Consider the following 22164-nt stretch of genomic DNA (forward strand, 5'->3'; position numbering starts at 1 on the left):
CGCCAACTGAGTCGGTTGCCGGGGCGTCCGACGGCGCCGATTGCTCAATCCGTCGGCGCGGCGCTCAGGCACCCATTTCGCCTTGGCCCGCCACAGCGTTGCTTGATGCGCTCAAGCCGCTTCGATCAAAGACTGTCCGGATCGCCAAAGAACATCTGAATCCGCGAACGCAACCAGCGCTCCCCTGGATCGTTGTCCTGTGAACCGCGCCAGGCCATGTGCAGTTCAAAACTGCGCACCGGCAGGGGCGGATCTTCAGCACGTACTCCGCCGGCGGCAGTCAGGGCTTCGGCGGTGTAGTCCGGAACGGTGGCGAGGATGTCGGTGCCGGCCAGCAGGGTGCTCAGGCCGTTGAACTGCGGCACGGCGAGCACCACGTGGCGCTTGCGTCCGAGTTTCTCCAGTTCTTCATCGATAAAACCGCTCAGGTCCCCGGCGAACGACACCAGGGCGTGGGGGCGGGCGCAGAAGTCGTCCAGGCTGAGGGCGCCGGGCACGGTGTCGGCCCGCAGCAGTTTGGGCAGGCTGCGGCGCAATACCTTGCGCTTGGCGTTGGCCGGCAGGTCGGCGGTGTAGCTGACGCCGATGGAGATTTCGCCGGAGGCCAGCAGCGACGGCATCAGCAGGTAGTTGGCCCGGCGCACCACCAGGACGATGCCCGGGGCTTCGGCGCGCAAGCGCTTGAGCAGCATCGGCAGCAGGGCAAATTCCACGTCATCGGAAAGACCGATGCGAAATACGGTGGTGCTGGTGGCAGGATCGAACTCGGCGGCGCGGCTGACGGCGGTGGAAATCGAATCCAGGGCCGGCGAGAGCAGGGCGAAGATTTCCACTGCCCGGGCCGAAGGCTCCATGCTGCGGCCGGTGCGCACGAACAGGGGGTCGTCGAACAGATTGCGCAGGCGCGACAAGGCGGCGCTGATGGCCGGCTGGCCAAGAAACAGCTTCTCGGCGGCACGGGTCACGCTGCGTTCGTGCATCAGGGTTTCGAACACGATCAACAGGTTCAGGTCGACACGACGCAGGTCATTACGATTCATCTGGAGTCCTGGCAGAGTCAGCGAACTTGACGGAAGCGACCCTCGGGGTAAAAAGGTCGGCGTGAATCTTACGGGTAAAGGCTGGTACTCTGCACCGGCTAAATGTTGTTTGTTTGTAGTCAGGCCGCGCACGGGAAGCGCTGTCCGCCCCGCTTATCAAGGGCACGGAATCAATGACAGGCATGTCGACTATTAATAGGCACTGATAGTCTTGCTTTCAAAGCCCGGATAAAGTTCGCGGCATTAGAGGTTAATTTGACGAGGTTTGCGATGTCCCGCACGATTCGTTTTCACAAGTTTGGACCGGCCGAGGTGCTCAAATGCGAAGAGCATGCGGCCTCGTTGCCTGCGCCAGGCGAAGTGCAGGTACGAGTCGAAGCCATTGGTATCAGTTGGTACGACGTGCTCTGGCGGCAGAACCTGGCGTCGTCCCATGCCCGCCTGCCATCGGGCCTGGGGCATGAAATGGCCGGCGTGGTCACCGCAGTGGGCGAGGGCGTCGACGACCTCGCGGTCGGTGACAAGGTCGCCAGCTTTCCTGCCGAAAGTCCCAATGATTATCCGGTCTACGGCGAGCTGATCGTCCTGCCGCGCTCGGCCCTGACCCGCTACCCGGATGTGCTGAGCCCCATCGAGGCGGCCGTGCATTACACGCCGCTGTTGATCGCCTATTTCGCCTACGTTGATCTGGCGCGGGTCAAGCCCGGGCAGTTCGCCCTGGTGACCGACGCCAGTCACTGCGCCGGTCCGTCCTTCGTCCAGTTGGGCAAGGCCCTGGGTGTGCGGGTGATTGCCGCCACCAAGACCGCAGAAGAGCGTGAGTACCTGTTGTCCCTGGGAGCCGAGAAAGTCATCGTCACCGAGGAGCAGGACCTGCTGATGCAGATCAACAAGCTCACCGACAACCGTGGGGTCGACGTGGTGTTCGATGGTCTGGGCGGTCCACAGATGTCGATGCTTGGTGACGTCCTGGCGCCCCGAGGCAGCCTGGTGCTGTACGGCTTGCAAGGCGGCAACCAGACGCCGTTCCCGGCCTGTGCGGCGTTCCAGAAGAACATTCAGTTCTTCGTCCACTGCATCGGCAACTTCACCGGCAAGCCGGAGCTGGGGATCATTCAGGATCAGGTGGCGTTGCAGCGTGCGCTGCGCGACATCAACCAGTTGACCGCGGACCGGGTGCTGTTGCCCTTGAAGACCCGGGTCTTTCCTTTCAGCGAGTTTGTCGAAGCGCACCGTTACATGGACGAGTGTCCATGCCGCGAACGGGTGGCGCTCCAGGTCGAACCGGCCTGATGACTCCAACGCCAGGCCTAGCCTGGCGTTTTTGTTTCTGCGCCCTGGGCTCGCGGCCGGTTGGCGAAGACCCTCTGGAAAACTGCACGGGGCTCACGGCCCCTTTTGCCGGCCAGTCGACGCCTGCAGAAAAGCGCGGCGCTGCGGGATAGATTCCGTCGCGCTGCGGTCAAACTGCCAGTAAACTGCGCTCCATTCCCGAACCATCCTTTTCCAGAGGTTTTGCATGACTCTCAGTCCTTTTGCGGGTAAACCGGCACCGGTTGAATTGCTGGTCGACATCCCGCGACTGGTTACGGCGTATTACACCGGTCAACCCGATGCCTCGGTGCCTATCCAGCGCGTGGCTTTCGGCACCTCCGGGCATCGCGGCAGTTCGTTCGATCTGAGTTTCAATGAATGGCACGTCCTGGCCATCAGTCAGGCCATTTGCCTGTACCGTGAATCCCAGGGCATCAATGGCCCGTTGTTCGTGGGCATCGACACCCACGCCCTGTCGACCCCGGCCGGGGCCAGCGCTCTGGAAGTCCTGGCGGCCAACGGCGTGACCGTGATGATCGCTGCCGGTGACGAGTACACCCCGACCCCGGCGGTGTCCCATGCCATTCTCTGCTACAACCGCGGCCGGACCTCGGGCCTGGCGGACGGGATCGTCATCACGCCTTCCCACAACCCGCCACAAAGCGGTGGCTACAAGTACAACCCCACCAATGGCGGCCCGGCCGACACCCATATCACCAAGTGGATCGAGGCCAAGGCCAACGAACTGCTGGCGGCCAAGCTCGCTGGAGTCAAGCGCATCAGCTACGAGCAAGCGCTGAAGGCTGATACCACACATCGCCATGACTACCTCAATACCTACGTCGCCGACCTGATCAACGTCATCGACCTCGACGCCATCCGCAACGCCAAGCTGCGCCTGGGCGTGGATCCGCTGGGTGGAGCAGGGGTGCGCTACTGGTCGGCCATCGCCGAGCACTACCGTCTTGATCTGGACGTGGTGAACCAACAAGTGGATGCCACCTTCCGCTTCATGTCGGTGGACTGGGACGGACAGATCCGCATGGACCCATCCTCCAGCTACGCCATGCAAGGATTGATCGGCCTGAAAGAGCGCTTCGACGTGGCTTTTGCCTGCGACCCCGATCACGACCGCCACGGCATCGTCACCCCTAGCGGCGGCCTGCTGGCACCGAACAACTACCTGGCGGTGTCCATCGATTACCTGTTCCAGAACCGTCCGCAATGGCGCGCCGACGCCGCCGTGGGCAAGACCGTGGTCAGCAGTGGCCTGATCGATCGGGTGGCGGCGCGTCTGGGCCGTCGCCTGTACGAAGTGCCCGTGGGCTTCAAGTGGTTTGCCGACGGCCTGTTCGACGGCTCCCTGGGCTTTGGCGGGGAAGAAAGTGCCGGTGCCTCGTTCCTGCGCAAGGACGGTGGTGTCTGGTGCACCGACAAGGACGGCCTGATCCCGTCGCTGCTGGCCGCTGAAATGACCGCTCGTACCGGTCGTGATCCGAGCCAGGCCTACCGCGCCCTGTGCGACGAGCTGGGCGAACCTTTCTCGGTACGGGTCGATGCCAAGGCCAACCCGCAGCAAAAAGCCTTGCTCAGCAAGCTTTCGCCGCAACAGGTGACCTCGACCCAGCTGGCCGGCGAGCCGATCCAGCAGATCCTCAGTCAGGCCCCGGGCAACGATCAGGCCATTGGTGGCCTGAAAGTCATGACCGAGAACGGCTGGTTCGCCGCCCGGCCATCGGGCACCGAGGACATCTACAAGATCTACGCCGAGAGCTTCATCGGTGACGATCACCTCAAGCAGCTGGTGCAGGAAGCCCAGGCCCTGGTGGACGCCGCCATCAGCGGCAACTGATTCACGCCAAAGCCGGCTCGCCGGCCAATAAAAAAGGGGCGACCTTCATGGTCGCCCCTTTTTTTACTACGGCGCTTTTATTGGCCGCAGCGCTTCACGCCAGATCCACCAGCACGATCTCACTGTCCCGCAGCGCGCTCACTCGCAGCACTCGTTCGTCCTCGACCGCAACCCCATCTCGAGCTTCGGCGCGCAAGCCGTTGATCTCGATCGCTCCGGTAGCCGGCACCAGATAAGCCCGGCGTCCAGCGTCCAGATGGTACTCGGCGGTTTCCCCTGCCTTCAGGTTGGCCGCCACCAGCCGTGCGTCGGCTCGAATGCGCAAGCTTTCCTCGTCGCCGTCCTTGCCGCTGGCCAGGGTCACAAAACCCTCGCGCAGCCCCTTGGGAAAAGGCTTGGCGCCCCAGGACGGCGCAGAACCGGCCTGGTTGGGAACGATCCAGATCTGGAAGATCTTGGTCGGCGTGGCTTCCAGGTTGTATTCGCTGTGGGCGATCCCGGTCCCGGCGCTCATGACCTGCACATCGCCGGCCTCGGTGCGGCCCTTGTTGCCCAGGTTGTCCTGATGGCTGATGGCGCCTTCGCGGACGTAGGTAATGATTTCCATGTCCCGGTGCGGGTGCTGGGGAAAACCGGTGCCGGGAGCGATCACGTCATCGTTCCAGACCCGCAGGTTGCCCCAGTGCATGCGCTTGGGGTCGTAGTACTCGGCGAAGGAAAAGTGGTGATGAGCATCCAGCCAGCCGTGGTGTGCGCCGCCTAGGGAGCTGAAGGGTCTGAGTTCAAGCATGATCGTCTCCTCATGAGGCTTCGCCATGGCGCCTTGTATCCGGGCCAAAAACGATAACCGTTGGTTGATGGCGTGCATCTTCTATCAGTCATAGATCGATAAAAAGCGCAAAAAATGCCGTAATCCAATCGTAAAATTAGATGATTATTTTGTCGGAATCTTGGTGTTAAACCTTCGGTTCATCGCTTAAGTTAATGACCTGCAAGCAATTCGCTGGATACCAGGAATAAATCCGGCGACCATTACCGCTCAGCCTCACCCCTTGGAGTCCGCGTGTCGCAACACAATCCCGATCTGCCCCCCGAGCTTTTGCCCCTGGCCCAGATGCCCCTGTTGAAGCGCCTGGCTGCGCGCTTCTTCGGTCATGGCCTGAACCGCCTGCGGGCCCAGCATCGGGCCTCCTGGCTGCACGGTCAGGCCGACGGCTTTCGCAGCGGTCACACGGCGGGAGTGGAGTACGGCTACAAGGAGGGCCGGCTTGAGGGGCTGGAAGAAGGCCGTCAGGTGTTGTTGATCCGCGACAGCCGCAACACCGAGCACCGGCCGCCAGGGGTGGATGACCGGTTGTTCGACGACTGGCGCCTGCCGCTGAGTGCCGAGCTGAAGAAGCGCTTCAAGGCCGATGTCGCCCGCTTGCTGCCGGCCCGGGCCCAGCCCAGTGCCGCCCAGTGGAAGATGATCTTCAGCGACACACCGGCCACAGCGGTGATTGCCGGGGCCGGGGCCGGCAAGTCGACGTCGCTGGTGCTGCGTCTGTTGCTGCTCAGCCACTACCTGGGATTCGAGCTGGATTCGATGACCGTGGTGACCTTCACCCGGGAGTCGCGCAAGGACTTCATCGGCAAGCTGGTGGAAGTCTTCGCCCTGTGGGGACGGGTACTGGCTCCCCGCGAAGCCCGGGACCTGGTGCGCACCTTCCATTCGCGGATCCTGCCCATGGTGCGCAGCCTGCCGGGGCTGGAGCGCTTGCAGGCCTTCGAGAACCTCAGCGAGCGCCAGCCAGGTGCCGAGGACGAGGTGGACAGCAATCCCTTCGATCTGCGCATCAACGATGCCCAGCGCCAGCACCTCAATGCCTGCTATCAGGCGCTGTATCGCAGTGACGAGCGCTTCCGCCGGGCTTTGCAACCCTTGGCGCGCCACGCTCTGCAACTCAGGGAGCTGGAGCGCGATCACCCCGATGTGCAAAAGCGCGTGGCGGTCACCGAGTTGGCGGCCAAGCGTGACGAAGAGCTGTGCGACACCGTGGAAGACCTATGGCTGCGTGCCGGTGCCTGGCCGATTCAGGGGATCGAGCCTCGGCGCCAGAGTTTCTTGATCAACGGTTCGACCTTCTATTGCCATGGTTATGCCGCCGAGCTGGATGCCTGGGTCGTGCTCGGCTTCGATCCTCGGGAGAGCCCGCAGATCACCCGGCCCGGGGCCAAGCTGACGGTGCGCGCCGAGTGCGCTGTAAAGCGCACCCTGTTTCAAGCTTTCTGCCGTAAGCCTTTGATTTGGCTTGATAGTTATGAAGGAGCAAAGCGCGTCTCAGGGGCCTTTTCTGCCCAGGTCAGTGCGGGTCCGGGTTTCGATTATCGGGTCAAGGGCGAGCTGGCCTCGGCCCCCTTGCTGGATTGCTTTGTGGCGGCGGCCGGCTTTATCGAGAACCTGGGACTGGAGGTCGGGGACGCCGTAGCCGGCATGAGCTTTGCCCAGGACGACCCGGATCGTTTTTTCTTCGAGGCCTTGAGCCTGTTCTGGCGGGCCCTGGAGGACCACCTGCTAGACCAGTCGCCGCCCATCATGAGCTACAACCGGATGTTCGCCCTGTTCAGCGAGCGCTCGCCGGAAAACTTCAAGCTGCTCAGCGATGCCTGCCTGCGGCCGATGTCGCACCTGATGATCGACGAATTTCAGGATGTGTCGCCGCAGATCGTCTCCTGGATCAAGGCCAGCCTTGGCGAGATCCGCCGCCGTGGCGCGGCCTTGAACCTGGGGCGCGGGGCCCAGCATTCATCCTTGCTCTGTGTCGGTGACGACTGGCAGTCGATCTACGGCTGGCGCGGCAGCTCGCCGAAGTACTTCATCGAATTCAACAAGGAGTTCCCGTCGCCGGGCACCACGCGGGTGATGCTCAGCGAGAACTACCGCAGTCACCAGCACGTGATCGACGCTGCCGAGCACATTGTCCGCGCTGCCCCGGCCATTGCCGGCAAGAAGGCCAAGGCTGTTGGCCAGGACAGGGAGCTGTGGCCGGTGCAGGTGCTGGATCGGGACGACCAGGACTTGGCTCGGCGCCTGGCAGAGCATTACCGTCAGGGTGACTCAATCTTGATGCTGTTTCGAAAAACAAGCGATAAGTTGTTGATTGAACAGCATATTTCTCAAATAGTTAATGTTGATTCTAGCTTGCCGCCGGCGGCCCGCCGGCTCAAGCAACTGACCTATCACAGCGCCAAAGGCCTGCAGGCGGATGCCGTGTTCCTGCTGGGCGATTGCCAGCACCTGAGCAGTTCACCCTACAAGAACCAGGTCTATCGGCAGGCCGGGCTGGGCAAGGATGGCGACGCCGAGCCTTACGACAATGCGCAGAAGGACGAGATCCTGCGCCTGGCCTACGTGGGCATCACCCGCGCGGTCAAGCATTGCTACTGGTACGTCGATCCCCAGGAGTCGACGGCGGGCAATGCGCCCAAGGCTTCGGACCGGGTGCCGGGCGACAAGCCATATTTTTCCGACCTGCGGCAGCGAGCATGAAAAAGCCCGCCGGTCAGGCGGGCTTCAGTCGAGGCGGCCGCGTATCAGGCCTTGAGCGCCAGAGAGGGGGCAAAGGCCTCCAGTTCGTCCTCTACGGCCTCGATTATTCGTTCGACATCCGCTGCGCTCATCACCGTGGCACAGGGAATGCCGGCGATGGCAATCATGGTTTCGCCGCTGGCACGGTCGAACAGCCGGGCGATCATGCTGCCGGGTGCATCCATGCTGGCTTCGAAGCCCAGGGGATGGAAATGCCAGCGCATCAGCTGGCAGGCGTTGGGAAAGGTGACTTTACTGGCCCAGACTCTGTTCATCGGTGGCCCACCCTGATTCATTGAGCGCTTCCTTGTGCTCGCGGTAGGGACGAGCGGATCGTCATTGATCTGCTCGCTTGAGGCTATAAAAGTAGCACCGGCTGATGACAGCTCGGCGTTTTTTTGCCCACCGTCCGGCAGTTGTCTGTCGGATTCATGATGCAGGTCATGTCTTGGCGGGCAGTGCCATCGTCGTGCCACGATCCGCATCGCGCGGGTGGTCGTTGAAGCCGCTGCGCAAGTTCGGCAAGCTGCGCCTTTTCCTGTTCGAGAAACCTATGTCTGTCCCTGATGACGGGCCGCTGCTGACCCAGGCCACCGGTGAAACCGTGATGCGTTATCACCTGTGCTGGAAGCACCGCGACCTTGATGGCGTGATGGCGCTGTATCACCCCGAGATTCAGTACAACGACTTTTTCCAGAATCGCACCCTGGGCCTCGACGAGCTGCGCGAGTATGTGCAGGCCAGCATGCCCCGGGCCCCGGACGAGGCCCTGGAGCATTGCGACCGGATTCGCCTGGATGGCGACACGGCCTTCATCCAGTACCAGGTGACCTTGCGTGGCGGCCAGGGGCTGGTGTCGTTCCGCTCCAGCGAAGCCATCACCGTGCGTGACGGGCTGATCTGGCGGGTCAATGAGTACGCCTCCCTGGTGCATGCGCCCGGGACGGGCAAGGCTTCCGGCAGCCAGCGCCCGGCCGTCAGCCGCCTGGGCCTGTCGCCGCGCCAGCTGGGGTTCATGGCCGAGGACCTGCAGCAGTATTTTCAGCGTCAGCAGCCGTACCTCGACCCGGAACTGGACCTGCAGCGGGTGGCCCGCGAATGCGGCTATAGCCGCAATCAGATTTCCTATCTGCTCAATCAGGTGCTGGGGCAGAGTTTCTACCGCTATGTCAATCAGGCGCGCCTGCAGCATGTGTTGAGCGCTCTCGACCAGGCGACGCCGCCGCTGCGGGTCGACGAGTTGGCCTTTGCTGCCGGGTTCAATTCACTCTCGGCGTTCTACAGCTGTTTCCGCCAGCACACCGGGCAGTCGCCCAAGGCCTACGTCAGGCAAATTTCTTTGCGTGCCCGCGCGCAAGACAACCCCTGAATACAGGCACTAGGATCGCCGCATTCGAAATTCGGGTTGCGGAGTGCTTGCATGCCAGCGTGGCGCAGTATCAGTTTGTGGATGGACCAGCTCGACGAGCCGCTGTTGCCGCGGCCGGCGCTCGAGCAGGACCTGGACCTGGACGTGGCGATCATCGGTGCCGGTTACACCGGCCTGTGGACCGCCTACTACCTCAAGCGCCAGGCACCGCAGCTCAAGATCGCAGTGATCGAGGCCCAGACCGCGGGTTTTGGCGCCTCGGGCCGCAATGGCGGCTGGCTGATGGGCAATCTGCTGGGGGAGGACCGGTTGCTGGCCGGGCTGTCGCCGCAGCAGCGCCGGGCTTCCTACGAGCTGCTGCATGGCATTCCCGATGAAGTGGCCAGCGTCCTCCAGCGCGAAGGCATCGATTGTGACTATCGCAAGGGCGGAGTGCTGTACTGCGCGGCCCGCTATCCCGAGCAGGAAACCAGCCTGCGCCAGTACCTGGACAAGCTCTACGCCCAGGGCCTGGAGCCGGACGACTACCACTGGCTGAACCCGCAACAACTGGCCCAGCAGATCCGCGTGGCCAAGCCCTATGGCGGCATCTACGCCAAGCATTGCGCGACCATCCAGCCGGCCAGGCTGGTGCGAGGCCTGGCCCGGGCGGTGGAACGCCTGGGGGTGAGCATCTACGAGAACAGTCCGGTGAGCCACTGGCAGTCCGGCAGCCTCAAGACCGCCAGGGCCGCCGTGCGCAGTCACTGGATAGTGCCGGCGGTGGAGGGTTATTCGGTGACCCTGCCACCCCTGGGCCGGTATCAACTGCCGGTGCAAAGCCTGCTGGTGGCCACCGAGCCGCTGGCGGAGTCGGTCTGGGACGAGATCGGCCTGAGCCAGGGCCAGGCCTTCAGCGAGAGCAGTCGCCAGGTCACCTACGGCCAGCGGTCCCGGGACAATCGCCTGGTGTTCGGCGCCCGTGGTGGCTATCAGTTCGCCGGCAAGCTGCGCCATGACTTCGACCTGACCCGGGACGAAGTGGAGCTGCGCCGCTACCTGTTCGGCGAACTGTTCCCGCAACTCAAGAACGTGCGCATCACCCATTCCTGGGGCGGCAACCTGGGCATGTCCCGGCACTTCAAGCCGCACATGCTGTGCGACCGGCACAAGGGCATCGCACTGTCCGGCGGCTACGGCGGAGAGGGGGTCGGTGCCAGCAACCTGGGGGGGCGGACCCTGGCCGACCTGATTCTCGAGCGCGACAGTGCGCTGGTCCGTCAACCCTGGGTGCTGCCGCAAAGCCGCCTGGAAGCCCTGCGTGCCTGGGAGCCGGAGCCCTGTCGGTGGCTGGGTTACAACGCAATCATTCGCAGCTTCGTCCATGAAGACCAGACCCTGGCCAACCCCGCGTCGGCCCCGTGGCGGCGGCGCATGGCCAGCCGGGTCGCCGGGTTCATGGAAGGCTTGATGCACTGAATCGGTTTTTTGTAGCGAACGATGTCCGTTTGAATGTCCAGTGAAAGGTAGAGCCCATGAGCATCACGCAATTCAAGAACACCGCCAGTGTCACCCTGGACCCCTCGACGCCGGTCGCCGTGCCCCTGGGCACCCCGGTGGCGATGACCTCAGTGACCGCCGTCGAGCGCGACGACGGGGTCGAGACCGGGATCTGGGAGTGCACTCCGGGGCGCTGGCGGCGACAGATCGTCGCCCAGGAGTTCTGTCACTTCATCCAGGGGCGTTGCACCTTCACCCCCGACGATGGCGAGCCACTGCACATAGAAGCCGGCGATGCACTGATGTTGCCGGCCAACAGCACCGGGATCTGGGACATCCAGGAAACGGTGCGCAAGACCTACGTCCTGATTTACTGATCCCCTTGATTGCCTGCCAATAACAAAACCAGCCACAGGTAACGATCCATGATCCGCAAGAACTCCGCTTTGCTGTTATTCAATGCACTGTTGTTCGGCGCCTCCCTGGCCCAGGCCGCCGACACGGTGAAGATCTACAACTGGTCGGACTACATCGCCCCTGACACCACCAAGGCTTTCCAGAAGGAAACCGGGACAAGTTTCACCTATGACGTCTACGACAGCAACGAGACCCTGGACGGCAAGCTGATGACCGGTAAATCCGGTTACGACGTGGTGTTCCCCTCCAACCATTTCATGGCGCGGCAGATCCAGGGCGGGGCGTTGAAGAAGCTCGACAAGAGCCAGTTGCCCAACTGGAAAAACCTTAACCCGGCGCTGCTCAAAGCGCTGGAGGTCAATGACCCGGGCAACCAGCACGGTTTTCCGTACCTGTGGGGCAGCACCGGGATTGGCTACAACGTGGCCAAGATCAAGGAAGTGCTGGGGGATGACGCACCGCTGGACTCCTGGGACCTGATCTTCAAGCCCGAGTACATGCAGAAGCTGCAGAAGTGCGGCGTGGCGATTCTCGACAACGGCCCCGAACTGATTCCCACAGCCTTGAATTACCTGGGGCTGCCACACCACAGCAAGAACCCGGCGGACTACAAGAAAGCCGAGGCGCTGCTGATGACGGTCCGGCCTTATGTCAGCTACTTCCATTCGTCGAAGTACACCAGCGACCTGGCCAACGGCAATATTTGCGTGGCGGTGGGGTTCTCCGGGGACATCCTGCAAGCGGAAAGCCGGGCCAGGGAAGCGAAGAACGGGGTGGAGATCGGCTATTCGATTCCCAAGGAAGGCTCGCCGATCTGGTTCGACATGGTGGCCATGCCTGTGGACGCACCGGATGAGAAGGCCGGGTATGCCTTTATGAACTACCTGCTGCGCCCGGACGTAATGGCCAACATCAGCAACTACGTGCATTACGCCAATGGCAACCAGCAAGCCGATGCTCTGGTCGATCCAGCGATCAAGAACGACACCAAGGTTTACCCGAGCCCGGCCATGATGGGCACATTGTTCGCCCTGCAAGCCATGCCGCTGGACATCGACCGTATCCGCACCCGCTTGTGGAACAAGATCCGCAGCGGCAACTGATCCCCATACCCACAAGCTGCGTAGGAGCCGGCTTGCCGGCGAAGAGGCCTCAGAGACAAGCACTGCCCTTGAGGGCGCCTTCGCTGGCAAGCCAGCTCCTACGAGAACGGGATGTATCAACGAATCAGCCCCGCCGATTTTTGTAGGAGCCGGCTTGCCGGCGAAGAGGCCTCAGAGACAAGCACCGCCCTTGAGGACGCCTTCGCTGGCAAGCCAGCTCCTACGAGAACGGGATGTATCAACGAATCAGCCCCGCCGATTTTTGTAGGAGCCGGCTTGCCGGCGAAGAGGCCTTAGAGACAAGCACCGCCCTTGAGGACGCCTTCGCTGGCAAGCCAGCTCCTACGAGAACGGGATGTATCAACGAATCAGCCCCGCCGATTTTTGTAGGAGCCGGCTTGCCGGCGAAGAGGCCTCAGAGACAAGCACCGCCCTTGAGGACGCCTTCGCTGGCAAGCCAGCTCCTACGAGAACGGGATGTATCAACGAATCAGCCCCGCCGATTTTTGTAGGAGCCGGCTTGCCGGCGAAGAGGCCTCAGAGACAAGCACTGCCCTTGAGGGCGCCTTCGCTGGCAGGGCTACGCTTACAATTGGCTGTTTTCCGGGAGCAGGGCGCCGCCGTCCACTATCAGGGTCTGGCCGGTGATGTAGCCGGCCTGTGGCGAGGCCAGGAACAACATGGCGTAGGCAATGTCCTCAGGCGTTCCCAGGCGCCCTAGGGGAATGCCCTTGGCCAGGGTCGCGGCGTCGCCGAGGTTGTCCATGGCTTGGGTGGCGATAAGCCCCGGCTCAACGCCGTTGACGGTGATTCCATACTCCGCCAGTTCCAGTGCCGCTGCGCGAATGAAGCCATTGACCCCCGCCTTGGACGCCGCGTAGTGGGCCAGTCCGGGAATTGCCGTGCGTGGGCCGGTCACCGATGAGGTGACGACGATCCGCGGTGCTCGGGCCCGGCGTAGCGCCGGCAAGGCTGCCTGGGTCAGCCAGAAGCAGCTTTTCAGGTTCACCGCCAAGGTGCTGTCGAGGGTCTGCTCCTCAAGCTCGGCCAGTTTCTGCATCGGAAAGATCCCGGCGTTGTGCAGCAGCAGGTCCAGGCCGCCAAAGGCGTCCAAGGTCGCCGCTACCGCCTGTTCGGCGGCTGCCCGGGTGCCGAGGTCCAGGGTCAGCAGCTCCGCTGTTCCGCCAGCCTGACGAATCAGGCGTTGGGTTTCGGCGCCTGACGCAGCGCTGCGGGTGGCCAGCATGACCTTGGCGCCCCCGGCGGCGAACACCTGGGCGATCGCCCGGCCAATACCCTGGCCCGAGCCGGTGACCAGGGCAATGCGTCCGCGCTGTTCCAGGCTCATGACGGCAGGCCTTGCAGGACCTGGCTCAGGCATTGATCCAGCAGCCGATTGTGCAGGTCGACCTGCTCCTCGCTGGCGTCCGGGCAGAGCAGGGCCATGTTGTGGAACGGGGTCAGCAAGACCCCGCGATTGAGCAGGTACAGGTGCAGATAGGCCTCGATCAGCCCGTGCCGGGCGTGGTGGGCTTCGCCGCCGTTGCGCGGGGCCTGCTGCATGAACAGGTACTCGACCCGGGCGCCGATGCGGGTCACGTGCCAGGGCAGGCGATGCTTGCTGATGATGGCTTCGACCCCGGCCCGCAGGCGTTCGGCCAGCCGGAACATGCGCGCGTAGTTCTCCGGGGTCATCACCTCGCTGAAGGTGGCGCGCATGGCGGCCATCTGCAGGGCGTTGCCGGCCAGGGTGCCGCCGAAGCCGAAGTGATTGATGGCCTGACCCGGCTGAAAATGCGGCAGCACCTGCCAGATCCGCTCGGCCATGGCCCGGCTGCTGCCCCACACGGCCGTGGGAATGCCCCCGGCGATGGATTTGCCGAGGACGAAGAAGTCCGGCTCCAACCCCTGTTCGCCGCAATAGCCTCCCGGTCCGCAGGACAGGGTATGGGTTTCGTCGATGATCAGCGGCACGTCGAAGCGCCGGGTCAGTTCCCGCAGGCCCTGATGAAAGCCCGCTGCCGGCGGCACCATGCCGACGTTGGTCATGAAGGGTTCGGTGAGGACCGCGGCCACGTCGCCGTGGGCCAGGGCCGCCTCCAGGGCCGGCAGGTCGTTGAACTCCACCAGCCGGGTGGTGGCCTGGTGCTGCAGGCCGTTGGCGTGCACGCCGTCGCGGGGAATCATCCGACCCTGGGCGTCGAATTCCACCTGGGATTCGTCGACGCTGCCGTGGTAGTTGCAGTTGAACACCAGGACCTTCTGCCGCCCGGTGATCATCCGGCACAGGCGCAGGACAAAGCGGTTGGCGTCGGTGGCCGAGGTGGTGACCTGCCAGTAAGGCAGGCCAAAGCGCCGGCTCAGCTCCTTGCCGACCCACAGGCTGTCGGCAGTGGGCAGCATCAGGGTCGAGCCATGCAGCGCCTGTTCGGCGATGGCTGCGGCCACGGCCGGCTGGGCGTGACCGAACATGGCGCCGGTGTCGCCCAGGGCAAAGTCCACGTATTCATGGCCGTCGCAGTCGGTAAGGGTGGCGCCCCGGGCATCGGCCACCATGATCGGGTAGGCGCCGGGCCATTGCTGCATCCAGTGCAATGGCGCGCCGTACAACCAATGCTGGAGGTTTTGCTGGTAGAAGGCGCCGGAGCGCGGGTGTTGTTCGGCGAACCGTTGCAGTTCGCCCTGGTAGCTGTTGGCGACGCGTTGCAGATCGAGACCCAGAGTCATGAGTGTGTCCTGTGCGATAGGTGGGCGGGCCGTTGCTGGCGGTGGAGTCGGCGCTGGGCCTGCATGGCGCTGGAATCAGCCGTGAAGGGTGCGATTGAGCACCCGAGCCAGAGCCCCCACCGGGAAGTTGGCGGCATGGCTGAAGTCCGTGCCCTGATAGCCGAAGATCTTGCCGTCGCTGCGTCCGGCCTGCAGGTCGATCAGCACCAGGCCCAGGGTCGGGACGATCTTCTCGCGCCAGACGAACAGGTACAGCTGCTCGGCGACCTTGTAGTAATGACAGCGATCGGTGTCCGCCAGGCCTTGTTCCACGCCCTTGAGGCATTGCCAGCTGTAGAAGTTGGCGTTGAGGTAGACATGCTCATAGGCCTCGCTGGTGCTGTAGATGTACTGGTTGCGCAGGCCGATCAGTTCATCGCTGGGCGAGTGCCGCGGCGTCTCGGCTCGGGCGGGCACATCAACGCTGCCATGCAGGAAGTGGGCTTTGACCGAGGTCAGCTCGCCACCGGACAGGGCGCGGCTGAACAGGTCCACGCTGCACTCGGCCTGCGTCGGCATCTGGCCGATGACGGCGGTGAAGCACTGTTGTTGCAGGTCCAGGACCAGGCTCACCGAGTGGGTCCGGCCTTGCTCCTGCTTGAGGAAGTCCACCAGGTAGATGCCCGGGCGCACCGAGGTGGCGCGATAGGGCCGTGCGGCGCTCGCCGGTTCGCCAGGGGCGTTCCAGCTGAGGGTCTGGGTGTCGAACCGGTGTTCGATCTGCCAGCCATTATCGAAGTACAGGGTCAGGGTGCGACCGGCCAGATCATCGATCGCGGGAAGGATGTGGTTGTCGCTGGCAAAACCGTCCGCCAGGGCGCCGACGGTGATCCATTCAGGTTGCTGATTCATGGCAAGGCTCTTGTCTGCCGAAGGAGAGCCCCATGTTCGATCCGTGCAGCGGCGCTGCCCATCAACCACATGGTTGAGGTGTGGCGCTCAAAGGAACAGCGAACTCACCAGTTCGGTGCGATTGCCGACGCCGACCTTGCGGAACAGGTTGATCAGGTGGGTCTTGACCGTGGGCAGGCCCAGCTCCAGGCGCCTGGCGATGGTCTTGTTGTCGGCGCCGTCCCGGAGCAGCCAGGCGATTTCCCGCTCCCGGGGCGTGAGGGTGGACAGGCGCTGGTCGACCTGGGAGTAGGGTGCCAGGGCGGCGATTTCCAGCAGCCCCTGCAAGGCATGCAGGGTCTGCAGTTCGTCAACGCGGAAATGTCCCAGGGCGTGGTTCCGCAGCAGTGACAGGCCGGCGATGGGGCGCTCGCCGTCGCAGGCCAGGATTTCCACCACGTCGAGCACGCCGTGGCGTTGCAGAAACCCCTGGTAGACCTCGGAAGCGTGGCGGCCCTGGTGGGCCATGCCCATGTGCAGCGACAGCACCGGGCGCCCCGCGGCGGCGCAGTGGCGCGGTTGCAGCGGGTCATAGTGGCGGTAGCGTTGCAGGTAGGCCTGGTGCATCGGCTCGGGCATGCAGTACAGCGAAAAGTCCCGGGCCTGCAATTGCGGGTCGATGCGGTAGAAGGCGCAGAGGGTGGCGGGCAATACCCGGGTGAAGGCGGCAATGCAACGCTGTCCCAGCTCATGGACCCCGGGCAGTGAAGCGGACGCGGTCATGGATGTCTCCTGGCTGCCCGTGGAGGCAGCGGCTTCGGGAATGGGGCTGGTTATCTGTGCCTGTGCTTTATGCACGCCACCAATGAAAAACGGAAGTGGTCTCCCTGGCAGGTATTCGGTCCATTCAGGCTGCGATCCGTGCTTCATGGATCGCAGCCTGCGACGGGGTTAGCGGCGAGCCCGGCTCAGCCCCTCGGCCAGGGCGTCGACTATGGCGTCCACCTGGGCCTGCTGGATCACCAAAGGCGGCGAGAGAATGATCTTGGTGCCCACCGGGCGCACCATGACGCCGTTGTCCCGGGCAATTTGCGCCACCTGATTGGCGTAGCCGCTCATGGGGTCGATGGGCTCGCGGGTGGTCTTGTCCGCCACCAGGTCCAGGGCCAGCATCAGACCCTGACCGCGCACTTCGCCGACGCTTTCGAAGCGATCAACGAAGGGCCGCAGCTTGCCGAGCATGTAGTCGCCCATTTTCGCCGCGTTGGCCGGCAGGTCTTCCTTGACCACGATGTCCAGGCAGGCCAGGGCGGCGGCGCAGGCCACGGGGTGCCCGGAGTAGGTGTAGCCGTGCATGATGGCGCCCGTGAAGTTGGTGTTCTTTTCGAAGGCCGCCTCGATCCGGCGATTGACCACGGTGGCGCCCAGGGGGATGTAGCCCGAGGTGATGCCCTTGGCCAGGCACATGATGTCGGGTTTGATGCCCCACAGGCGGCTGCCGAACATCGAGCCGCTGCGCCCGAAGCCGGTGACCACCTCATCGGCGATCAGCAGGACCCCGTACTTGTCGCAGACTTCGCGGATCAATGGCCAGTAGTTGGCCGGAGGCACTATGACGCCGCCAGCGCCCTGGATCGGCTCGGCAATGAACGCCGCCACGGTGTCCGGGCTCTGGAACTGGATTTCCCGCTCCAGCAGGTCGGCGCAGATCTTGCCCAGTTCCTCTGGATCCTGGCTGTAGGGGTTGCGGTACAGCCAGGGCGTGTCGATGTGGTAGCAACCGGGCAGCAAAGGCTCGTAGTTGCGCCGGAACACGGTGTTGCCGTTGACCGAGGCCCCCCCGAAATGAGTGCCGTGATAGCCCTGGCGCAGGGAAATGAACTTGGTGCGATCGGCCTGGCCTTCGAGCTTCCAGTACTGGCGGGCCAGTTTCAGCGCGCTCTCGATGGCGTCCGAGCCGCCGGAACTGAAGGACACCCGGGTCATGTCCTCGGGCTCCAGCAGGTTCATCACCACCCGGGACAGTTCCTCGGCCCGTGGGTGGCTGACCCCGTCGAACAGCTGGAAGTACTCCAGCTCATCGAGCTGCGCGGTGATGGCGGCTTTCACTTCCTTGCGGTTGTGGCCGACGTTGACGTTCCACAGCCCGGCAACGCCATCCACCAGTTGGTGGCCCTGGTCGTCATAGACATAGCAGCCATCGCCGCGAACGATGCGGATCGGCTCGCGTTGCTTCATTTCGTTGGGGTGCAGCATGGGGTGCCAGAAACGGCTTGCTTCGCTCACGTTGAGTCTCCTGAAATCGCACGGACAGCGTGGAGCTATTAGTGCGTCATTTGCCGGCGGCTGGCTTGCCTCTGTGTGCCAGGGCATTTGACCCAGGCTGCCAACGGCGCTGCAGCCGGCGCGACTGGCAGCCAGGGCCAAGTTTTGCGGCAGCCAGGATCAAGACGGCATGCGGCTTTGGGCTCAAAGTCCAGGTCGAACAAGGTCCAACTGCGAGGATTGAAGATGAGCGTTGCCATCGACCCACGTGTCGCTGCATTCATAGACAGTCAGCACGGTCTGCTGATTGACGGTCACAGCCAGCCGGCGCTCTCCGGGGCGCGGATGCCGGTGTACAATCCCGCCAGCGGCGAGCAGTTGACCCAGGTTGCCGCCGCCGACCAGGCCGACATCGATCTGGCGGTGGATGCCGCGCGCCGGGCGTTCGAGGGCAGCTGGAAGGCGCTGCGCCCGGCGGATCGCGAACGCCTGCTGTTGAAGCTGGCGGACCTGCTGGAGAGCCATGGCGAGGAACTGGCCCAGCTGGAAACCCTCAACAACGGTCAGTCGATTCACCTGGCCCGGGCCCTGGAGGTAGGGGCCGCTGCGGAGTTCACCCGCTACATGGCCGGGTGGGCCACCAAGATCGAAGGCAAGAGCCTGGACGTTTCCATTGCCGCGGTGCCGGGGGCGCAGTACCGCGCCTACACGGTGCCGGAACCGGTGGGGGTGGTCGGTGCCATAGTGCCGTGGAATTTTCCGTTGCTGATGGCCATCTGGAAAATCGTTCCCGCCCTGGCCTGCGGTTGCACCGTGGTGCTCAAGCCTGCGGACGAAACCCCGCTGACCGCGCTGCGTCTGGGCCAGCTGTGCCTGGAGGCGGGGATCGCGCCCGGCGTGGTCAATGTGGTGACCGGCAGCGGCGCCCAGGCCGGTGCGGCGCTGGCCGCCCATCCGGGTATCGACAAGCTGGCGTTCACCGGCTCGACCCAGGTCGGCAAGCTGATCGGCCATGCCGCGGTGGACAACATGACACGCTTCTCCCTGGAGCTGGGGGGCAAGTCGCCGGTGATCGTCCTCGACGACTGCGATCCGCAGACCGCCGCCGCCGGTGCTGCCGCGGCGATCTTCTTCAATCAGGGCCAGGTCTGCACCGCGGGGTCGCGCCTGTACATCCAGCGCGGGATCTATCACGAGGTGCTGGAGCGGCTGATGGGCATCGCCGACTCCCTGAGCATCGGGCCGGGGCTCGACGAGCAGGCGCAGATCAACCCGCTGATCTCCGCCAAGCAGCAGAAGCGCGTGCTGCAGATGGTCCGGCGCGGAGTCGAAGAGGGGGCCCGGCTGCTGTGTGGCGGTGTCGCCCATGGCGAGCAGGGTTTCTATGTCCGTCCCACGGTGGTCGCGGATGTGCGTGCCGACCAGCAACTGGTGCGCGAGGAGATCTTCGGCCCGGTGGTGGTGGCCACGCCGTTCGACACCCTGGATGACGTGGTGGGGCTGGCCAACGACAACCAGTACGGGCTGGGGGCGAGCATCTGGTCCAACGATCTGGGGCGGGTCATGCAACTGATTCCACAGATCAAGGCCGGCACGGTGTGGGTCAACACCCACAACATGTTGGACCCGTCGATGCCTTTCGGTGGCTACAAGCAGTCGGGCATCGGCCGTGAGATGGGCCATGCGGCCATCGAGGCCTACACCGAGAACAAGTCGGTGTGCATCGCCTATTGAAATCGCCCCCGCAGGAGCCGGCTTGCCGGCGAGCAGGCCCTCGAGTTTTGCGTTGCCCTTGAGGACACCTTCGCTGACAAGCCCGCTCCTGCGGACCAGGCCGAACATGTGCCGACAGCTGCGTCAGACAGCCAAGCACTGCGCCACCAGGCGTGCCCTTGAAATGCCTAGAACAACAATCATCAACCCATGCTTTCGAGGTTTACCATCATGTCGCTCAACGACAGACTCAAGCGCCACCTGGACCAGGGGGTAGTCGGTTTTCCCACGGCACTGGCCAGCGCCGTGGGGCTGATCATGGCCAGCCCGGTGATCCTCACGGCCACCACCGGATTCGGGATCGGCGGCGGCGCGTTTGCCGCGGCGATGCTGATCGCCTTGCTGATGATGCTGGCGCAGTCCACCACCTTCGCCGAAGCGGCCTGCCTGCTGCCCACCAACGGTTCGGTCTATGACTACCTGGCCTGCGGACTGGGGCGTTTCTTCGCCATCACCGGCACCTTGTCCGCCTACCTGATCGTGCATGTGTTCGCCGGCACGGCGGAAACCATTCTCAGCGGCATCATGGCCCTGGTGAACTTCGAATCCCTCAACACCTTGCTGGAGCAGAGTGGCAGCGCCTGGCTGGTGGGCGTGGGGCTGGTGCTGTTCTTCGGCCTGCTCAACGCGGTAGGGATCACCGCCTTCAGTCGTGCCGAAGTGATCCTGACTTTCGGCATGTGGACCACCCTCATGGTCTTTGGCGTGCTGGGGGTGATCAAGGCGCCAGCGGTGGCGCTCGACGGCTGGTTCGGCGCGTCGATGGTGGGGACCGACCTGCCGACCATCCTGTCCCTGGTGGGCATGGCCATGTTCATGTTCGTCGGTTGCGAGTTCGTCACGCCCCTGACCCCGGATGTCCGCAAGGCTGCCAGGACCATTCCCCGGGCCATGGCCCTGGGGCTGGTGGGGGTGGCGCTGTGCATGTTCATCTATGGCGCGGCCATGAAGCGCCAGGTGGAGAACATCGCCCTGAGCGAGGACGGCAGCGTGCACCTGCTGGACACGCCCATGGCCATTCCGCATTTCGCCGAACAGATCATGGGGCCGTTCGGCCGTATCTGGCTGGGCATTGGCCTGTTGTTTGCCGGCGCCGCCACCATCAACACCCTGATGGCCGGCCTGCCGCGAATCCTCTACGGCATGGCGCTGGACGGTGCCTTGCCCAAGGTCTTCACCTACCTGCACCCGCGTTTCAAGACTCCCTTGCTGTGCATCGCCGTGGCGGTGCTGATTCCCTGCCTGCATGCCTGGTGGCTGGGCGGCAGCACGGACAGCATCATGCACCTGGTGCTGGCGGCGGTCTGTGCCTGGAGCACCGCCTACCTGCTGGTGACCCTGTCGGTGGTGGTGCTGCGCATTCGCCGGCCGGATCTGCCCCGTGCCTACAAATCGCCCTGGTTCCCCCTGCCGCAGGTCCTGTCTTCAGTGGGGATCCTGTTGGGCATGTGGTTCATCACGCCACCGGGGATGGACCCACGGGACATCTATGTACCCTTCGGCAGCATGCTCGGCCTGACCGCCCTCTATGCTCTGGTCTGGACCCTGCTGGTGCAGAAGGTCAATCCGTTCCGGCCCGTGCCGGTGGAGGAGGTGCTGGAGCAGGCCCTGGGCCTTGCAGCGGATACCGACAACCGTCCTCGGGAGCATCTGGCCGATGAGTCTTTCAAGCTGGCGACAAAACCTCTTTGACTGGTGGCGCCAGGCGCCTTCGGGCTATTGCCCCGGGGTGACCCTGGGGCACTTGCGAAGGGATCTGGCGGGGTTCGACTGCACCCCTTGCGGCGCAGCCGGGGCTGTCTTTCGCTGTCCGCAAACAGGGCTGGAGTTCACGGTGCATGAGCGTCCGCTGGCGCAGTTTCTGATGCATATCGTGGTCTGTGAATGGCGCTTGCGAATACCCGCCGCGGGGGCGGGGCAGGTGCGAATCAATTTGCACCACACCGGGGCGATCCGCCGTCGGGGTGTCGCCGCCCGTTTGCTGGCCGCAGAGGCTGGGCCATGGACGCCCTTGCTGCAGCGGCTGAGCAGCGACCGCAAGTTACTCGAGAGCTTGCTGCCGTTGGACTTCAAGCGCCTGGAACTGTGGCGGGATGACCAGGGGTGGCAAGTGCGCCTGGAGCATTTCGCCGCCAGCGAGGTGGTCAATCGTCTGCCTGGGTTCCGGCGCTATATTCGCTTGAGCGCCGAACAGCGGCAGGCGCTGTTGGGCAGCTTCACCGAGTTGTACAAGCTTCTGCGAGAATTCTGACCGACATAACCGCAAGTACTGGCATACACCCTGCTTAAGCCATAACAGACTATCCATGCTGTCAGGCGCCTTGCCTGGCAAATAGATAACATGTTAATGATATCGCCATAACAACAAAGGCGGTCTGAAACCGGCT

Annotated in this window: 18 protein-coding genes; 10 read left to right on the plus strand and 8 right to left on the minus strand. The window is 63.7% G+C overall.

The annotated features are described in order from the left end of the window. Nucleotides 1–125 precede the first annotated feature (125 nt). Entirely contained in the window at nt 126–1040 is a 915-nt protein-coding gene (locus POS17_RS14065) for a LysR family transcriptional regulator (protein WP_060839124.1), read from the minus strand. Nucleotides 1041–1310: 270 nt separating this feature from the next. Between POS17_RS14065 and POS17_RS14070 the strand changes: the two genes are divergently transcribed. Both POS17_RS14070 and pgm read left to right on the plus strand, forming a co-directional pair. Beyond that, the gene (locus POS17_RS14070) at nt 1311–2333 is read left to right on the plus strand and encodes a zinc-dependent alcohol dehydrogenase family protein (protein ID WP_060839125.1); all 1023 of its coding nucleotides are present in this window, start codon (nt 1311–1313) and stop codon (nt 2331–2333) included. 226 nt (nt 2334–2559) lie between these two features. Continuing rightward, nucleotides 2560–4206, plus strand: coding sequence for a phosphoglucomutase (alpha-D-glucose-1,6-bisphosphate-dependent) (pgm, locus tag POS17_RS14075; protein WP_060839126.1), 1647 nt, complete (start codon nt 2560–2562; stop codon nt 4204–4206). Nucleotides 4207–4300: 94 nt separating this feature from the next. On the opposite strand, the gene POS17_RS14080 is transcribed toward pgm, so the two are convergent. Further along, entirely contained in the window at nt 4301–4996 is a 696-nt protein-coding gene (locus POS17_RS14080) for a pirin family protein (protein ID WP_060839127.1), read from the minus strand. 273 nt (nt 4997–5269) lie between these two features. On the opposite strand from POS17_RS14080, the gene POS17_RS14085 reads away from it, so the two are divergent. After that, a complete protein-coding gene (locus POS17_RS14085; protein ID WP_060839128.1) occupies nt 5270–7735 on the plus strand; it encodes a UvrD-helicase domain-containing protein in 2466 nt (821 codons plus the stop codon). 44 nt (nt 7736–7779) lie between these two features. Here POS17_RS14085 and POS17_RS14090 read toward each other — a convergent pair whose 3' ends face one another. After that, nucleotides 7780–8049 carry a DUF1652 domain-containing protein gene (locus POS17_RS14090; protein ID WP_042941150.1) on the minus strand — a complete coding sequence of 90 codons (270 nt, stop codon included), beginning with the start codon at nt 8047–8049 and terminating at the stop codon, nt 7780–7782. 278 nt (nt 8050–8327) lie between these two features. On the opposite strand from POS17_RS14090, the gene POS17_RS14095 reads away from it, so the two are divergent. From POS17_RS14095 to POS17_RS14110, 4 genes are read left to right on the plus strand one after another with little or no spacing between them, the layout of a single operon-like run. Continuing rightward, on the plus strand, nt 8328–9143 hold the full coding sequence (locus tag POS17_RS14095) for a helix-turn-helix transcriptional regulator (protein WP_060841938.1): 816 nt from the start codon (nt 8328–8330) through the stop codon (nt 9141–9143). A gap of 51 nt (nt 9144–9194) precedes the next feature. Continuing rightward, nucleotides 9195–10601 (plus strand): NAD(P)/FAD-dependent oxidoreductase, encoded by a 1407-nt coding sequence (locus tag POS17_RS14100; protein ID WP_060839129.1) that lies wholly within the window; start codon nt 9195–9197, stop codon nt 10599–10601. A 56-nt stretch (nt 10602–10657) separates the two neighbouring features. Continuing rightward, nucleotides 10658–10999 (plus strand): cupin domain-containing protein, encoded by a 342-nt coding sequence (locus POS17_RS14105; RefSeq protein WP_060839130.1) that lies wholly within the window; start codon nt 10658–10660, stop codon nt 10997–10999. Nucleotides 11000–11047: 48 nt separating this feature from the next. Then, nucleotides 11048–12142 carry a polyamine ABC transporter substrate-binding protein gene (locus tag POS17_RS14110; RefSeq protein ID WP_060839131.1) on the plus strand — a complete coding sequence of 365 codons (1095 nt, stop codon included), beginning with the start codon at nt 11048–11050 and terminating at the stop codon, nt 12140–12142. Between the two features lie 586 nt (nt 12143–12728). Here the strand turns inward: POS17_RS14110 and POS17_RS14115 are convergent. The 5 genes from POS17_RS14115 to POS17_RS14135 all read right to left on the minus strand — a co-directional run bounded on the left by POS17_RS14115 (nt 12729) and on the right by POS17_RS14135 (nt 18025). Further along, nucleotides 12729–13490 (minus strand): SDR family oxidoreductase, encoded by a 762-nt coding sequence (locus tag POS17_RS14115; RefSeq protein ID WP_060839132.1) that lies wholly within the window; start codon nt 13488–13490, stop codon nt 12729–12731. Further along, nucleotides 13487–14869, minus strand: a complete 1383-nt coding sequence (locus POS17_RS14120) for an aspartate aminotransferase family protein (RefSeq protein ID WP_060839133.1) — start codon at nt 14867–14869, stop codon at nt 13487–13489. The genes POS17_RS14115 and POS17_RS14120 overlap by 4 nt, the downstream gene beginning before the upstream one ends. A 75-nt stretch (nt 14870–14944) precedes the next feature. Continuing rightward, nucleotides 14945–15760, minus strand: a complete 816-nt coding sequence (locus POS17_RS14125) for a molybdenum cofactor biosynthesis F family protein (protein WP_060839134.1) — start codon at nt 15758–15760, stop codon at nt 14945–14947. 87 nt (nt 15761–15847) lie between these two features. Beyond that, nucleotides 15848–16522 carry a helix-turn-helix transcriptional regulator gene (locus POS17_RS14130; RefSeq protein WP_060839135.1) on the minus strand — a complete coding sequence of 225 codons (675 nt, stop codon included), beginning with the start codon at nt 16520–16522 and terminating at the stop codon, nt 15848–15850. A gap of 168 nt (nt 16523–16690) precedes the next feature. Next, nucleotides 16691–18025 (minus strand): aspartate aminotransferase family protein, encoded by a 1335-nt coding sequence (locus POS17_RS14135; RefSeq protein WP_060839136.1) that lies wholly within the window; start codon nt 18023–18025, stop codon nt 16691–16693. 225 nt (nt 18026–18250) lie between these two features. Here POS17_RS14135 and POS17_RS14140 point away from each other — a divergent pair, with 225 nt between their 5' ends. The 3 genes from POS17_RS14140 (at nt 18251) to POS17_RS14150 (ending at nt 22028) form a co-directional block, all read left to right on the plus strand. Continuing rightward, nucleotides 18251–19738, plus strand: coding sequence for an aldehyde dehydrogenase family protein (locus tag POS17_RS14140; RefSeq protein ID WP_060839137.1), 1488 nt, complete (start codon nt 18251–18253; stop codon nt 19736–19738). 210 nt (nt 19739–19948) lie between these two features. Then, entirely contained in the window at nt 19949–21469 is a 1521-nt protein-coding gene (locus tag POS17_RS14145; RefSeq protein ID WP_060839138.1) for an APC family permease, read from the plus strand. Then, nucleotides 21435–22028, plus strand: coding sequence for a DUF3156 family protein (locus tag POS17_RS14150; protein ID WP_060839139.1), 594 nt, complete (start codon nt 21435–21437; stop codon nt 22026–22028). The genes POS17_RS14145 and POS17_RS14150 overlap by 35 nt, the downstream gene beginning before the upstream one ends. Nucleotides 22029–22164 lie beyond the last annotated feature (136 nt).

It is taken from the genome of Pseudomonas sp. Os17, from assembly GCF_001547895.1.
In the GTDB taxonomy this organism is placed as follows: domain Bacteria; phylum Pseudomonadota; class Gammaproteobacteria; order Pseudomonadales; family Pseudomonadaceae; genus Aquipseudomonas.

Coding starts and splice junctions, on each gene's coding strand:
- POS17_RS14065 (WP_060839124.1), bottom strand. CDS start 1,040: ATGAATCGTAATGACCTGCGTCGTGTCGACCTGAACCTGTTGATCGTG.
- POS17_RS14070 (WP_060839125.1), top strand. CDS start 1,311: ATGTCCCGCACGATTCGTTTTCACAAGTTTGGACCGGCCGAGGTGCTC.
- pgm (WP_060839126.1), top strand. CDS start 2,560: ATGACTCTCAGTCCTTTTGCGGGTAAACCGGCACCGGTTGAATTGCTG.
- POS17_RS14080 (WP_060839127.1), bottom strand. CDS start 4,996: ATGCTTGAACTCAGACCCTTCAGCTCCCTAGGCGGCGCACACCACGGC.
- POS17_RS14090 (WP_042941150.1), bottom strand. CDS start 8,049: ATGAACAGAGTCTGGGCCAGTAAAGTCACCTTTCCCAACGCCTGCCAG.
- POS17_RS14095 (WP_060841938.1), top strand. CDS start 8,328: ATGTCTGTCCCTGATGACGGGCCGCTGCTGACCCAGGCCACCGGTGAA.
- POS17_RS14100 (WP_060839129.1), top strand. CDS start 9,195: ATGCCAGCGTGGCGCAGTATCAGTTTGTGGATGGACCAGCTCGACGAG.
- POS17_RS14105 (WP_060839130.1), top strand. CDS start 10,658: ATGAGCATCACGCAATTCAAGAACACCGCCAGTGTCACCCTGGACCCC.
- POS17_RS14110 (WP_060839131.1), top strand. CDS start 11,048: ATGATCCGCAAGAACTCCGCTTTGCTGTTATTCAATGCACTGTTGTTC.
- POS17_RS14115 (WP_060839132.1), bottom strand. CDS start 13,490: ATGAGCCTGGAACAGCGCGGACGCATTGCCCTGGTCACCGGCTCGGGC.
- POS17_RS14120 (WP_060839133.1), bottom strand. CDS start 14,869: ATGACTCTGGGTCTCGATCTGCAACGCGTCGCCAACAGCTACCAGGGC.
- POS17_RS14125 (WP_060839134.1), bottom strand. CDS start 15,760: ATGAATCAGCAACCTGAATGGATCACCGTCGGCGCCCTGGCGGACGGT.
- POS17_RS14130 (WP_060839135.1), bottom strand. CDS start 16,522: ATGACCGCGTCCGCTTCACTGCCCGGGGTCCATGAGCTGGGACAGCGT.
- POS17_RS14140 (WP_060839137.1), top strand. CDS start 18,251: ATGAGCGTTGCCATCGACCCACGTGTCGCTGCATTCATAGACAGTCAG.
- POS17_RS14145 (WP_060839138.1), top strand. CDS start 19,949: ATGTCGCTCAACGACAGACTCAAGCGCCACCTGGACCAGGGGGTAGTC.
- POS17_RS14150 (WP_060839139.1), top strand. CDS start 21,435: ATGAGTCTTTCAAGCTGGCGACAAAACCTCTTTGACTGGTGGCGCCAG.